We start from the raw sequence: 14,596 nt of genomic DNA, 5'->3' as shown, positions 1-14,596 counted from the left end.
CCGCCCTCCCGGGCCGACTCACACGTGATCGGTCCGCAGAACCTACCGTGCCGCCCGCTCCATAGAGGTTACTGCCCGGGGAGCGTGTTGGTACACTCGGTGGCGGTCCACATCCGGCCCCACACTTGCTGGCCCACGAACGACGACACCGCTTCGTACACGAGTTCGACCTTCCGCCAGTCGGTCCCCACTTCGTTGGTTCTCATCAGGGTGTAGATCCCTTCGCCCAGCGTCAGGTTGACAGTCGGGAAATCGCGCGCGTAAGTCGTGTCGCAGTGGTGGCGGATGAAGTCCCAGTCGTGAACCAGGTACGCCTTGATGTAGGTCCACGGGTTGATGTCCGGGATCACCCAGGCGACGCGGGGAACGCTCCCGCCATCGGTGACCATGCGCCCGGGCTGAATGATTTCGCCGCTCGACCGCCGGAACCGCAGCGGATCGTTGCGGTCGGGAGTGTAAAGGTAGTCGCGCTCGCCGATTTGTTGCAGGTGCGTGGCGGGATCGTAGCTCCCCAAAAATTCGCCCTGTTGATCCCACTGGACACCGAAGTTCGCCTTGTACCGCCGGAACCACCACCCGTCGAAGCTGCTCGGGTCGGTGAACCCGCCGGCCAGCAGCGCCGTTTCCGGCCCCGCGCGCAGCGCACTCATGGGGGCCGGGGCCGTTCCGCGCTCGGACTCGGCGGCCAGCACCCGGCGCTGCAAGTCGAGTGGAGTGGGAGTGACTTGGCGCACGAGTGGTGCGAGTTCCGCGGGCGAAACGCGGGGCTGTTTCAGCACGTTGGCCAGTCCCGCGACCATTGGCCGCGCGGGTTCGGACGGTATCGAGCCGACGTCCGGGGTCGGCCGAAGTGGGACGCATCCGGGGACCGCGGGCTGTTGCTCTGTTGATTGCCTCGTTGGTGTGACCGGCGCAACGGGTGCGGGATGCTGGATGGTGACGTCGAGGGTGATCGCGTTCGTTTGCGTATCAACGGTGATATTCGAGAGACTAATACCAGAGCGCTGGCCACCCGGGAACGAGGTCGAAACGATTCCCGTGTCCCACGCCGTTACGACCATAACGGCGCCCGGGAACGGATCACCGGGATCGCCCTGGTTCAAGTTCGCGGACAGCTCCAGGTCTTGCCGGCCGTCGGCTTGAACGAGCTGGAGCGCCGGGCGCGCGGGGCCGTTCTGGTCGCTCGCCAGATCCACACGCCAGACCAGCAACCCTTCGCCGGGTAGCCGGTCATCGAAGCCCGCCCGTCGGCGGTTCTCCAGCAGCAGGAATTGGGTCGGGCTATACGCCGGGCTGACCACTTTGACGACCGTTCCACCGGTCGCATCATACGGTTGCACCGTCACGCTTTGAGTGGACGTGACCGTTTGGACAGAAACCCACCCGTGTTGGGACTTGTGCAGTCCCATCGGGTGCGCGGGCCGGTTCCCGAGGTCACCGTTCCACGACCCGCCGGCCATCAAATCCCAGCGCCCGGACCCGGCCCACTGCACCCCGTCGTCCCCGCCGTTCGGGTCGTAGAAGTCTTCCCACTGGAACGCCAGGTGGCCCAGTTCGTGTGCGCACACACCCATCCGGCAATCTTCCGGAACCGTCAGGTACGTTGCGGCGGAAAGGCCCGGAGCCACGGTTAGAGGCGCCGGTAGGTTCCACTTGTGGGACCAGATCGCGCCTCCGGAGATCGCCGGATCGAGTTCCTCGGCCCCGCGCCCGGCGTGAACGATGAACAGCCCCGTCACCGTTCCGGTTCCGAGCGCGTCGAGTTCGGGCGGGAACACCACCCCAGCGCGCCGGGCCGCGCGCACGGCGTCTTGGGTCATGCGCTGGGCGTTCCGCGGGTAGGTGCTCAGTCCGGACTCGCCCGCCGCGTAATACCGGAGCCGTTGCGGGAGGCGGAACCACCCGTGAACCGTCCCGGACACGTCCACGCGCCCGCCGCTCACCTCGCGGTAGTAGTCGCGCATGCTACCGGTCGGGTAGATGCGATCGGAAAACAGCAGGTCTTCAATCTGCCGCGCGGGGCGCCTCCCCGGTGCGTCCGGGAAGTCGACGAGGAGCACGATGATGCGCAGCGGCCCGACGACCGGCCGGCGCGGGACCGACACCATCATTGGCCCGGCTGCCGGCACCGCGACCTGTGCCCCATCATCCATCCCGTCGGTGTGTGCGGCCGGGTCCGCGTACCCGACCGCGCGGAGGTACTGGCGGAACGTCAGGCCGTTCGCTTTGCCGTCGCGAACGTAGTCCATGAACAGCCCGCCCATGACGTGCGGGGCCGGGGGAACCAAGCGGGGGCGCGACATCGGGCGCTCCTTTTAGGAGTGAGTGAAGACAAACAGGCTCCGGCGTCCGGCCCCGAATAGCGGAACCGAGCGAACGACATTGAGGAATCGATTGGTCGCAACAACAAGTGCTACGCGCTGAGGAACCGCCGGACCTCAGCGGCCACTCGTTCGGGCTGTTCCTCGTGAACAAACAGGTGCGCGCCTTCGATCGCGCACACTTCGGCTCGGCTGGGTCGGAATTGCTCGGCCATCGTGTTGGCGAGTGCGAGCGGAAACGTTCGGTCCGCAGCGCCCCAAATCAAGAGGACCGGCGCGGAGATTCGAGCGTGGAACTCACGCCAGTGGTCCAGAACCCTCCAGCTCCACCCCCGCAGAAACCGGAGGTGCCCGCGCGCTCGGTACCGTGATCGCACTAGTGGGCGGATGATGTGATCGCGGAATTCGCCGTCGATCAGTTCGGGATCGAGTGAGGCGCCGAACCCCAGATCCGACCGCAAGAACCAACCCATCGCCAGCGAAATGCGGGTGGACAGGCTCGCGCCGGGGAGGTAAGTCAGCACCCGGTACGCTGGCAAGTAAGGGGGGCGGTGACCCGGTACCTCCGTGTTGGTCATCACGAACTTCCGGATGCGCTGCCCGTCGAGCAGACACAGGTGGCGCGCGATCATCGCGCCCGAGTCCTGGCCGAACAGGAAATATTCCCCCAGTGCCAGTTCCTCGAGCAGCGATTTCACGCTCGCGGCCTGACCGGGCCACGTGAAATCGGTGTCCCGGGTCCAGACCGTGTCCCCGCCTCCGGGGAGGTCGATCAAGTAGCACGTGTAGTGGTCAACGAGGTGCGGCAAGAGCTTCCGGAACGTGAAACTCCAGAGCGGCCACCCGTGGAGGAACACGAGCGCCGGCCCGCGCCCGATCCGGCGGTACGCGATCCGCGCGGTCGGGGTTTCGTGCCACAGCACTTCCGCGCTCAGGAACAAACCAGTTCCGTTTTCTGTAGCTCTCGTGTCACCCATTACGCCCTCGCATTCGGAACGGGTTCGTTTCACGGGTGGTTGAGCAGAACCAGGCACTCGGACGGGCCGAGGGCGCGCACTTCGATGAACGCCGTTCCGTCACCGGCGCGCTTCACCGGGAGCTTCGATCCCACTGGGTGATTCGCGGACGCAACTCCGGCCGCTTCTGCGGTGTTTAGCACGACGGTCAGGAAGCTACCGGGTGGGTTCAAGACAGCGTCGACGATCACGTCCGCGCCGCGCGGGGCCGTGCCGTGGCCATTCAGCACACACGCGGCTTCTTCGTCGTCTAGCACGCGGCTCCACGCAACGATCTCGCCCGGTCCGTGAACGGCAAAGCCGCTCCCGAGGAACGCGGTGTCACGGAGGTACTGCCGACCGACCCTAAGAGAGCGGTATTTCTTGCGCGCTGCGGCCATCGCCGCGATTCGCAGGTAGGTCGAGAAGCGGGGATCGAAGCAGTGCCGGCCGCTCGTTCCGAACGGACCGAACCCCGGTTCGTCGGGGTCTTGCGCTCCCGTAGTGGCCAGTCCCGCCAGCCCGGACTTGCGCGGGTGGCTCGGCCCGAACATCGCTTCGCGTAAGTACCGGTCGGAGCCTTTCCAATCGGGGAGGAACTTGCGCTCGCCCGGTTCGGGACCAGCCAGCGCCTGTTCGGTACCGGCGTAGACGCACGGGATACCGAGCGTGAAGAGTTGGAGCGCGACGCCGGCCGCGACCTGATGGTCGGTCGATGCGTCCGCGGAGAACCGGACCTTCTCGCCGAACACGTGGTCGTGGTCGTCCAGAATCGAGACGTGGCGCCGACCGAGGTTGCGCGTGGACCCGAGTACCGCCATTCCGGGATCGAACCCTTTGAAATACTCGTTCGGGTGGATCAACCCCTTGGCCACGCCGGTGAGGGTGAGGCGCATTTCTCCGATGTCGAGGGCCGCGTTCAGGTTCATCCCCAGCACGTCGAGGTACCGCTCCTGGGCGAAATCCCCGCCCGCGACCTCGCCGACCAGGAAGAAGTCGTGCTTGCCGAGCCGGGCCGCGAACTCTTTGATCGCGCCGCAGAAGTTCCGCCCCTGCTCGAACGAAACGTGTTTGAGCGTGTCTAGGCGGAATCCGTCGCAGTCGGTGAGGGTGATCCAGTAGGCGTAACAGCGCACGAGCAGATCGAGCGTTCGCGGGTTCTCCATCCCCGGCCCGGGCGGGTCGAAGTTCAAGTCACGCAGCGTAAGGAAGTCCGTGCGCTTGTGCTCGGCGTGCGGATCATCGAGAGCGCCGGCCCCCAAGCTCCCGCTCCCGGCGCGGGTGTAACAGTCGTGATCCTGGAGTTCCGCCGGCCAGACGCCGTCGTCGGGACCGGCCGCATCGTCGCGCAACCCACCTGTACGGTCGACCCAGGCGGTGTCGGGGTAGAACCCCGGCCACGGGCGGAACCCGGGCTGGCTCTGGCGATCACCGTTCACCCGGTAATCGAAGTTCGAGCCGGAGTGGTTGAAGATGATGTCGAGGATGACGCGCAGACCCTGCGCGTGTGCGGCCGCGACGAGGTCGACGAGATCCTGGCGGGTGCCGAACCGCGGGTCGACGTCCAGAAAATCCTGGATGCCGTACCCGTGGTACGAGTTCAAGTGCCCGCGCTGCTTGAACACCGGCCCGACCCAGATCGTGGTCGCCCCGAGTTGCTTGATGTAGTCCAGCTTCGACGTGATCCCCCGAATCGTCCCGCCCTGCCAGCGGTCCGAACCGGACTCCGCCCACCGGTCCCAGCGCCAGGTCGTAGCGCCGGTGGGTGCCGGGCGCGCCGCGTTGCGGTCGTTTCGGTCGAGCAGCGGCCGACCGGCTTCCCCGCCGTCACTGAACCGGTCCGGGAGCAGGAAGTAGAGTACCTCGTCGCGCCAGTCGCTCGGTGAGGGGTGGGCGCCGCCCGACGGGACGCGCGGGACGTTCCGGACGCGGTCCGGGCGAGCGTGGGCGAGCAGTTCGTCGCGGACCGCCATGAGATCCTCGTGTTTGTGGGCAACGAAAGTTTGTGCGGGGTCACCGGACCCGGCGCCCGCCCTGACGGAGCGCGGTCGCCGGGTCGTTTCGGTCCGTGCGCCAGCCGGGGTGGTGGAAGTGAACGACGAAGTCGCCGTTGTACGACGTCACTGCTTCAGTGAAGACGAGGCGCCCGATGCGCTTCCAGTTCGAGATCGTGCGCCGTTGGTAGAACGCCGGCCCGCGCGTGTATCCCGTGTCCGATACCTCGATGTGGAAGACCAGTTGGCGCTTCGGAACGGGGTCGCCGCCGTCGTAGATCTGCGCCAGGATCTCGTCCCGGAAGTCGAGGCCGTCGCCCGGGATTCGGGGCTGGTCCTCGTGGACCAAGAAGCGAAGGAACTCCGGCGCGCGGGTCGGCTCGCTCGGCGGTTTGCCGAGTTCCGCGATCTCGTACAGTTGGCGAAACGTGGGGTGCGTGTCCGCGCGGCTGAACACGAGTCCGGTGACGCTCAGCATCGCGAGCACGACGATCCCGCGGCGCCAGGCGTGCGTATCGGGCGCGTTCCGAAGTTCCGCGTCGTTGATGTGCGAAACGCCGGTGCCGCCGAAATCTTCCTGCGTAATGAACGCGGCCGGGCGCACGCGGTCCGGGCTGTTGGGGTCGGCGGTGGGGTAGAGCTTCCCCACCATCGCGAGCGATCGCGGTTCCCCGCGTCGAATCCCGCCACCGACCGAGTACCGCGCGATCACCAACCCCTTGCTACCTTGCCGAAAGTAGCCGGTGTGATCGTTGGGTTCGGTGATTTCCCAGGTGCCCGTGAGACACACGCCGTTCGGGTGCAAAATGCGGCGGACGCCCTTTCGGTCCGGTCCCCATCGCAGATCCGCTTTGGAATCAACCGTCCGTTGCGCGGCCTGGAAGAACGGGTACTTCTTGGAATTCAGAAACCGGCGGATCAGCGTACCGAGCGTGAGCGGGTAGTTCGGCAGCAGTGCCTTTCCCGGTCCGGGCCACACCTCGAAGTACCGCGGTTCAGCAAAGACGGCGTCGCGGACCTCGCGAAAAGTCGAGCCTTCGTAGGCCCGATCTTCGGAGCCGAACGCCTGGTCGCCCTGGAACGCGGTGAGCGAGTCGTCCTCGGCGGCACTCATTGCACTCCTCCCGCGGGTTTGTAGTTCTCCCCGTCCGAATGGGGCTTCTCGAGATCGAAGCGGCTCGACGGGCGCCAACCGTCGCGGTTTTTGCGGTACTCGACGTGAATTTTGCCCCCGGGCGCGGGACGGTCCGTATTTGTGCGCGCTAGCGCCTCGTCGGGAGATGTTGCTCCCGCGGTTCCCCAAAGGGGACTGACGTTTCTCGGCCGTGCCGATGGGCGCCCACTAGTACAAGCGATACTCGCGCTCGTTTGGACCAAGAAAAGTTGACAATTTTTTGAAGGATGCGCCTACCGGTACCTACTCGGTGTTCGACTCGAACCCACCGTATGTTGCCCTTTGCCGCCCTCATACTTCTTGCTCACCCGGAATGACTCCGGGTACACTGACGCATCTCCCCGCAACGTTTCGTCCCACCCCAGCGCAGGCTCCCATGTTTGAAGTCGGTAGCTTCCGCGCGTCACTGCACGGCGTGCCGTCGCGCCGGGCGTTCCTCACAGGCGCGGCATCGGCACCGTTCGCGCTCGGGTTGTCCGGGGCGACGGCCAAAGAGCACGCGAAGGCCAAATCCGTGATCGTGCTGTGGCTCTGGGGCGCACCGAGCCACCTCGACACCTTCGACCCGAAGCCGAACGCGCCGGCCGACATCCGCGGGCCGTTCGGGACCATTCAAACGAAGACGCCCGGAGTGCGCTTCACCGAACTGTTCCCGAAGACCGCGGCGCGATCCGATCGCTTCGCCCTCGTTCGCTCCCATGTCAACTTCGACGGCGACCACCTCAAAGCCGGGTCCATTGGCCTCACGGGAATGCTCGAGGGTAAAGACGCGGCCGCGCCGAACTTCGGCTCCGTGCTCGCCCGGCACCGCGGCGCGAGAGACCTGCCGTCGTTCGTGACGGTCGGGCGCGGGCACCCGCGCGACGTCGTGGGGCCGATGCGCGGGTACGGCGGCGGGAACTGGGGACGCAACTACGACCCGTTCCTCGTCGGCTGCACCGATACCGGCGACATCGATATCCCCGCGCTGAAACTGCTCGACGGGCTGTCGCCCGCGGCCCTCGGCGATCGCAAGAAGCTCCTCGGCGAACTCGATGCGCTGAACAAGCGGACCGACGCGCGCGACTTCGAGAAGTGGAACGCGACCGAGAAGCGCGCCTACGCGCTGCTCACCACGCCCGAAGCGCGCAAGGCGCTCGATCTCACGCAGGAGAAGCCGGCCGTTCGCGAAGCCTACGGGCAAACGTCGTTCGGTCAGTCGTGCCTGCTCGCGCGGCGCCTGGCCCAAGCCGGGGTACCGTACATCCAGGTGAACTGGAGCCAGTACGTCGAGGCGATGACGCCGAACTGCGACTTCGGGTGGGACACCCACATCTTCAACTTCGACCTCCTACCCGACCGGCACGGGCCGATCTTCGACCGCGTGTTCGCCGCGCTGCTCGACGACCTCAGCGACCGCGGGATGCTGGACAGCACGCTCGTACTCGCGATGGGCGAGTTCGGCCGCACGCCGCGCATCAACGGGCAGGCGAGCCGCGACCACTGGCCGCAGTGCTACTTCTCGATGTGGGCCGGGTGCGGCGTGCGCGGCGGCGCGGTCATCGGCGACAGCGACAAGACCGCGAGCGCCCCGCTCACCGAAGCCGTCACGCCGGGCATGGTCGGGGCGACGATCCTGGAACTCGCCGGCATGGACGCCCAGGCGCGGGCCGAATTGCGTGTCCTCCCCGAAGCGCGGGTGATCCATGAACTCTTCTGAAGTTCGCCTCACGACCGACGGCACGCTGAAGCAAGACCCGCTGTTCGTGCGGGACGAGCTCATTTACACCGTGCTCGAATCGGCGGTGCAGACGCGCCTCGTGCGCCTGAAGCCCGGCGACAAGGCCGCAACCAAGCTCCACCCCGCGGCCAACACGTCCGAGTTCGAGGCGACATTCACTGCCGACGCGAGCACCTGCGCCTTCGTGCAGAGCCGCGGGAACCTGAACCTGCGGCTCGTCATCCGCGACACCGCGACCGGCAAGGACGCCGCGTTCGAGCCGGGCAGCGGGTTCGCGGGGATACGCCGACCGAGCTTCCACCCGAAGGGCGAGCGCGTCTGCTTCGCCCTCCCTGCGCAGACCGGGCAAGAGATCGCCTCCGTCGGGCGCGACGGGAAGGACCGCAAGACGCTGACGGCCGGCGGCATCAACAACTGGCCCGCGTACTCGCCCGACGGCGCGCGGATCGCCTTTTGTTCCAGTCGCGACGGCGGTTTGGCCCTCTACGTGATGAGCGCGGACGGCACCAACGTGAAGCGCATCGGCAAACTCGAAGGGATGCAAATGCGCCCGTGCTGGTCCCCGGACGGGACACGGTTGGCGTTCACCTGGAACCGCGACGGCACCTACGACATCTACGCCATCAACCTCGACGGAACCGGCCTCGCGCGCCTGACGGAGAGCGGCGAGCGCAGCGACTACGCGACCTGGTCCCCGGACGGCAAATCGATCGTGTTTGTCGGCGAACGTCGCGGAAAGTTCGACCTGTACCGTGTTGAGGTATAGCCTTCTCAGGGTGGTTTTGAGGGTCGGCTAACAATTGCTAACATTTTCGGGTTGGGGACCGCGTGGACGCGCGGTTCGTCACCAATCGCTGACAATTCCAGTTCAACAGCACTCCGCGCTCATCCGACGAGGGCTGACAACGGCTAACATCCGCTAACAATTCCGGCCGGCTGGTGCTCGATCAGGGCACGAGCCTCCTTCTACGTGTGGTCGCAAATGACGCCACATCTCGCGATATTACCACACGATCACATGTGAACACAAGATCACATGGAAATATTTACCAGATCCGCCGTCGCTCGAAGGGAACCGAATCGTGCCGATTGGCGCGATTCGGTAGTCGGTCGCTGTCAACGGATTGCAAACGTGGGCCGCGGACGCTCGGCGCCAACGGCGATCGGGAACCGGTAGGCGCGGGATCGGTCCTCAGTTCTTCGAGGGACCAACTCTGATACCCCGTTGCCGGTCGTAGGTGCGGTGGTCGATCGGGTATTGTGACAGCCCGAGCGGGCCGTTGAGCCAGGAGTGCGTCTCCCCGCTGACGAGCAGGCCCCGCTCGAAAAACTGGCGCACGATGAACTCGCTCCCGGCCACACCGAACCGCGTCAACCGGTAATAACCCCGCTGGAACTGCGGGTCCATGTCGGTGACGGCGTGGATGCAGTCGCACCCGGTGCCGTCGGCACCCGCGCCGATGGTATCGATGCACTGGTACCCGATCTGGCCGCTCTCCATGAACTCCTTCTGGAGCAAGAACCGGCGGTACCCGCGCGGCTGGATCTCATACGGCCCCCACGACACGACGTGCTCGCGGAGCCCCAAAGCCATGCGGACCGTCTCGTGGAGTTCGAGGTTGTGCCCCGGCTCCGGGGTGAACTTCCACGGATGAATCTTTAGAGTGGCTGGCATCCAACTGATGGTGTGAGTTTCGGTCACTTGCGGCGCGGACCCCGGCACTTCGACCGTCTTGACGAGTGTTGCCCAGGTGTGCGTGTACCGCGGCGCCCGGAGCGTCCGCTCGGAACCGAACACGATGATGTAGAACCGCTCACCGGGAGCGGCGTCGTTGGAGATCTCCGCTGGAGACAGTTTGTGAACCGGGGACAACGACTGAGCGCGACCGGCGCACCCCGCGACCGCGCACGCGAACAGCACGAACCCCAGGCGGCCGAGCGCTGCGAAGGCCATGATCCTCTCCCGCCAGTAGTTCGTTGTGAGCGCAGTTCGCCCCACAGTTAGAATCGCCCCTCTAACGGTGAGTGGGGCTAAGGAAAGTCGCCGAGACGTGTCGTGCAAGCCCCACGCTGGCAGCGCGACTCGCAAATCCCGCCCGGTTTGTCTGGTTTCACACGGCTTGGTCGAAACAGATGGGGTGGAACGAGCGCTGTCAGCAGCTCGAATCGCGGATAACGCAGGGGCCGGCTACAGAAAGCAATCCGAACGAGGTGGAACCAAAATGGGTCGAAGCTAGATCGAACGAATCACCCGGCACGTAATCGCTCGCCCAGTCGCTTCAAACCTTCTTCAACGGACACCTTCGGCTCGTAGCCCAGGTCGCGGCGCGCGGCGGAGATGTCGTACCAGTGGGACGTGGACATCTGGCTCGCAACGAACCGCGTCATTGGCGGTTCGCCGGGCAATCGGAGGCCCCAATACACCCACTCCAGTATCCGGCCCGCGAGCTTGGCCTTCCACGCGGAGATGCGTTTCGTGACGGGCGGCGCGCCGGCCTCGACCAGCACGCGATCAATGAACGGCCACAGCTCCACCGGCTCGTTGTTCGAGATGAAATACGCCTTGCCCGCGGGCGGTGTACCGAGGTCGAGCCGGTCGGCCGCGTCGAGCTGCGCTTGCGCCGCGTTGTCGATATAAGTGACGTCCACCTTGACCGGGCGCGAGCCGATCCGCTTGAGCTTACCGGCGCGCGCCGACGCGATGATGCGCGGGATCAGGTGCGGGTCGCCGGGTCCGAAGATCAGGTGCGGGCGAAGGGATACGGTCGCTAGGTCGGAACCGTTCGCGGCGAGAACCGCTTTCTCCGCCTTCGCTTTCGTCTCGGAATAGTACGTATAGAAGTGTTTGGAATACGGTAGCGACTCGTTCGCGCCCTCGTTGTCCTTCCCCTCGTGAACGACGCTCGGCGTGGACGTGTAGACCAGTCGGCGAATCCCGAGTTTTTTGCACGCGGCGATCACGTTCTGCGTACCGGTCACGTTCGTGTCGAAGTAATCGGAGTAGCGCCCCCACACGCCGGCCTTCGCCGCGACGTGGAACACCACATCGCAGCCCTCAACCGCGCGCTCGACGGCTTCGGTGCTCGCCAGATCACCGAGCACCTGTTCAACGCCGAGTTCGTCGAGCCACGGGTACGCGGAGCGGGTGAACGAGCGCACGGAGTCTCCCCGCTGACGGAGCAGGCGCACGACCGCCCCGCCGAGAAAACCGCCGCCACCGGTCACCACTGCCTTCACGCTTGCGCCTCCGGGGTCCACTTCGGGCCGAGCGTCTTGTCCGCCCACACCGCCAACTTCTCGCGGAAGATCTTCGAGTTGTGCCGCACGTCCACAGGAAAGGCGCCGGAGTGCCCGGAGAGTAGGAACGTGCGGATCGCCCGCGTGTGTTCAAACTCCTGTGCGCGTTCCCTCAGAACGTTCTGAGTGTGCTCCCAACCGCATTTGAGAAACGCCAAATTGGTCCATTCGACACAAAGAACCGGGTGCGTTATTCCGTTCCGCGCCACGCCCACAAGTGCCGATCGCTCGACCAAGAGACTTGTGTTGAAGATCGGTTCCACCATGTCGGTGAACAGCGTACCGCCCGGGGTCACGACGCGGTGCGATTTGCGGCCGCAGAACCACAGCCGCCCTTGCGCGTCAAGATAACCGACGTCGCCCATGCGGTGCAGTACGTCCCCGGTCTTTGGGTCGCGAATCTTCGCGAGTTTGGTCGCGTCGGGCCGGTTGTAGTATTGCCGCGTCACGACCGGTCCGCGGACCACGAACTCGCCAACCTCACCCGGCGCCGCGAGCAGCGAATCGCTCCACTCCGTGATCGGCTCGTCCGAAATGCGGATGACATACACTTCCATCCCCGCGACCGGGCGCCCGACGCACACGCCCCTTCCCTGTTCGGTGAGGTACCGTGTCTCGGCGAGGATCTCACGGCTACCGATATTCGCAACGGGTAGCGCTTCGGTCGCGCCATACGGCGTGAACACTTCTGCGCCGTCGGGAAGGAGTTTGACGAAGCGCTCGAGGGACGCCGCCGAAGCGGGAGCACCAGCGGAGATGACGCGCCGAAGCGAAGAGAGGCGACCTCCGGGGGAACCGCAGGTTGAACCTACCCCCCCGGCCCCCCTCCCTGAAGGGAAGGGGGAGCTGGTGTGCGAAGCCGCTGTGTTTGAGGCAACATTTGCGGACAATTCTTTCTCCCCCTTCCCTGGCAGGAGGGGGTTGTAGGGGGAACCCACGAGGGGGTCCCCCTCATGAGGAGCGAGGGGGGCCGGGGGGGTAGGTTGTGGCTGTAACCCCTCCCCAACCCCTCCCCTAAACGGAGAGGGGCTTAAAACAGCCGCGGACTGCTTCGCGCCTGTTGCATTTGGTTCTGTTCCCCCTTCCTTCTTAGGGAAGGGGGTTAGGGGGTTAGGTTCTTCCCCCGCCATCTCCCCCAGCCGCCGAATCACCGCGGGCGAGCCGAACATGTTCGTCACGCCGAACTGTTTGATCTGCGCTACGGCCTTGTGCGGGTCGATTTGCGCCGGGCGGCTCGCGTTCATATCCGGGATCACGCACGTCATCCCGAGCGCGGGGCCGAACAGCGCGAACAGCGGGAACGTGCAAAGGTCGATTTCGCCCGGCTCGATGCCATAAGTGGCCTTCAGCAACTCCACCTGCGACGCGAAGATCCCGTGCGTGTACACCACGCCCTTCGCGACGCCCGTGCTCCCGCTCGTGAAGAGGATCGCGGCCGGTTCGGTCGCCTCCGATTCGGGGATGTGATACGCCCCGCGCGTGCGCCCCATCTCGCGCAAGCGCTCGAGTGACGTGTGGCAGTAGAACCGCCACTGGCCGACGTTCACGGTCGTGCGCAGACTCTTCCGCGCCCACCCCAGCACGCGGCGCGCGAAGTGTGCCTTCGCGATCCCGATGAACACTCCGGGTTCGGCTTCCGCGAGACACTTGCCCAGATTCTTGACGCCCATGCCGGGGTCGATGAGGACCGGCACCGCGCCGACCTTGAACAGCGCGAACGTGAGCGCGAAGAAGTCCGGCGCCGGCGGCACCATGAGGGCCGTGCGCGTGCCGCGCGCGATACCGATGGAGGCCAGTCCGTGCGCGATCGCGTCGGAATCGGCGTTGAGTTCGAGGAACGTGATCGCGCGGTGTTCGGTCGGGCCGTCCGCGTTCACCCGACCGATCGGCGCGTGAATGGCTACCTGCGCCGGGTGCTGCACCGCCATGCGTTCGAGGTGCGACGCGACGTTGAGAGAAAAATTGGTCATATCGTCGGCGCAGCGCGATCTCACTTCGGAATCGTCGCATCGATCTAAACGAGCCGCGACCGCAAGGGAGCGGGAGGCGCCACCGCTCCCTTGCGGTCGCGGCTCGTTAGAACAAGAGCCCAAATCAGCTCAGCGGGTACCGCTGCAAGAACTCCCACACGCGCATGATGGCGAGCTCGCCCGCGTCGTCCAGGAGGTAGTGCCCGCAGTCGGGCCACGTGTGGGCCTCCGCGTGCGGGAAGTGCCGCTTCCATTCTTCGAGGAAATGGTGGTCGAACACGAAGTCCTTCATACCCCACAGCAGCAGCGTCGGGGTGGTGCGGAACTGGTCGAGCGCGGCCGCGGTGTTCGCGACGATGTCGTACCCCTCGTCGCCCGGCGCCAGCGGAATCGTCTGCACGAACTTCAGGACCGCGACGCGGTGCGCCGGGGTGTCGTAGGGCGCGAGGTAGCCCGCGCGCACGTCGGCCGGGAGCGGCCGCCGGGTCGCGCACCATTTCGCGGCGTACTTGCAGAACGCATTGCGCCGGGTGATGAGCCACGCGCCCAATTTGGTGTTGCGCCCCCACCACAGCGACCGCGGTAACTTCTTCCCCGGCGGGAGCGGGAACGCGCCCGTGTTCGACGCGACGATGCGCTTGATGCGGTCCGGGTGCCGGGCCGCGAAGCCCATCCCGATCATCCCGCCCCAGTCGTGCAGCACGAGCGTGAGGTCTTTGGTCAGCCCGCGCTCTTCGAGGAGCCATTCGAGGTCGTCGATGCGGCTCTTCAGTGAGTAGTCGTACCGGTCGAGGGGCGGCTTGTCGGAGAGCCCGCACCCGATGTGATCGGGCACGACGCAGCGGTACGATTCCCGCAGCGAGAGCACGAGGTTGCGGTAGTAGAAGCTCCACGTCGGGTTGCCGTGCAGCATCACCACCGTGTCGCCGGCGCCCTCGTCGAGGTAGCTCATCCGCAGCCCGTGGCGCGTCGCGACGCGCGGGAGGAACGGGTACAGCGGCATCGCCGGGTTCGGGAACGGCGGCGCGTCTTCATCGGCCGACGGGCGCGTGGTACGAAGTGGCGGGGGGGCGTCGGAACCGGGAGCCGCGGTGTTACTCATAGAGATCGGGGTCGTCCGCTCGC

The 14,596-nt window shown here is 65.9% G+C and carries 10 protein-coding genes; 2 read left to right on the top strand and 8 right to left on the bottom strand.

The genetic code is table 11. The features are described 5' to 3' along the window. Window positions 1–68: 68 nt before the first annotated feature. From J8F10_RS32905 to J8F10_RS32890, 4 genes are all read right to left on the bottom strand, one after another. A complete protein-coding gene (locus J8F10_RS32905) occupies window positions 69–2,303 on the bottom strand; it encodes a M6 family metalloprotease domain-containing protein (protein WP_210661057.1) in 2,235 nt (744 codons plus the stop codon). Between the two features lie 110 nt (window positions 2,304–2,413). After that, window positions 2,414–3,298 (bottom strand): alpha/beta fold hydrolase, encoded by an 885-nt coding sequence (locus J8F10_RS32900; protein ID WP_210661055.1) that lies wholly within the window; start codon window positions 3,296–3,298, stop codon window positions 2,414–2,416. A gap of 29 nt (window positions 3,299–3,327) precedes the next feature. Then, window positions 3,328–5,289 carry an alpha-amylase family glycosyl hydrolase gene (locus J8F10_RS32895; protein WP_210661053.1) on the bottom strand — a complete coding sequence of 654 codons (1,962 nt, stop codon included), beginning with the start codon at window positions 5,287–5,289 and terminating at the stop codon, window positions 3,328–3,330. 40 nt (window positions 5,290–5,329) lie between these two features. Then, the gene (locus tag J8F10_RS32890) at window positions 5,330–6,424 is read right to left on the bottom strand and encodes a hypothetical protein (protein WP_210661051.1); all 1,095 of its coding nucleotides are present in this window, start codon (window positions 6,422–6,424) and stop codon (window positions 5,330–5,332) included. A 436-nt stretch (window positions 6,425–6,860) separates the two neighbouring features. Between J8F10_RS32890 and J8F10_RS32885 the strand changes: the two genes are divergently transcribed. Then, on the top strand, window positions 6,861–8,183 hold the full coding sequence (locus J8F10_RS32885) for a DUF1501 domain-containing protein (protein ID WP_210661049.1): 1,323 nt from the start codon (window positions 6,861–6,863) through the stop codon (window positions 8,181–8,183). Beyond that, window positions 8,170–8,970 carry a TolB family protein gene (locus J8F10_RS32880; protein WP_210661046.1) on the top strand — a complete coding sequence of 267 codons (801 nt, stop codon included), beginning with the start codon at window positions 8,170–8,172 and terminating at the stop codon, window positions 8,968–8,970. Before J8F10_RS32885 ends, J8F10_RS32880 begins: the two co-directional genes overlap by 14 nt. A gap of 426 nt (window positions 8,971–9,396) precedes the next feature. Here J8F10_RS32880 and J8F10_RS32875 read toward each other — a convergent pair whose 3' ends face one another. The 4 genes from J8F10_RS32875 to J8F10_RS32860 all read right to left on the bottom strand — a co-directional run bounded on the left by J8F10_RS32875 (window position 9,397) and on the right by J8F10_RS32860 (window position 14,573). Beyond that, window positions 9,397–10,158 (bottom strand): hypothetical protein, encoded by a 762-nt coding sequence (locus J8F10_RS32875; RefSeq protein ID WP_210661044.1) that lies wholly within the window; start codon window positions 10,156–10,158, stop codon window positions 9,397–9,399. 293 nt (window positions 10,159–10,451) lie between these two features. Beyond that, window positions 10,452–11,441 carry an NAD-dependent epimerase/dehydratase family protein gene (locus J8F10_RS32870; protein ID WP_210661042.1) on the bottom strand — a complete coding sequence of 330 codons (990 nt, stop codon included), beginning with the start codon at window positions 11,439–11,441 and terminating at the stop codon, window positions 10,452–10,454. After that, window positions 11,438–13,471, bottom strand: a complete 2,034-nt coding sequence (locus J8F10_RS32865) for an AMP-binding protein (RefSeq protein ID WP_210661039.1) — start codon at window positions 13,469–13,471, stop codon at window positions 11,438–11,440. Before J8F10_RS32865 ends, J8F10_RS32870 begins: the two co-directional genes overlap by 4 nt. Before the next feature lie 124 nt (window positions 13,472–13,595). Further along, window positions 13,596–14,573 carry an alpha/beta fold hydrolase gene (locus J8F10_RS32860; RefSeq protein WP_210661037.1) on the bottom strand — a complete coding sequence of 326 codons (978 nt, stop codon included), beginning with the start codon at window positions 14,571–14,573 and terminating at the stop codon, window positions 13,596–13,598. Window positions 14,574–14,596 lie beyond the last annotated feature (23 nt).

This window comes from Gemmata palustris (assembly GCF_017939745.1).
Taxonomy (GTDB): domain Bacteria; phylum Planctomycetota; class Planctomycetia; order Gemmatales; family Gemmataceae; genus Gemmata; species Gemmata palustris.
The sequence above is the reverse complement of the archived record's forward strand: the minus strand, read 5'-3'. Positions and strand labels throughout refer to the sequence as shown.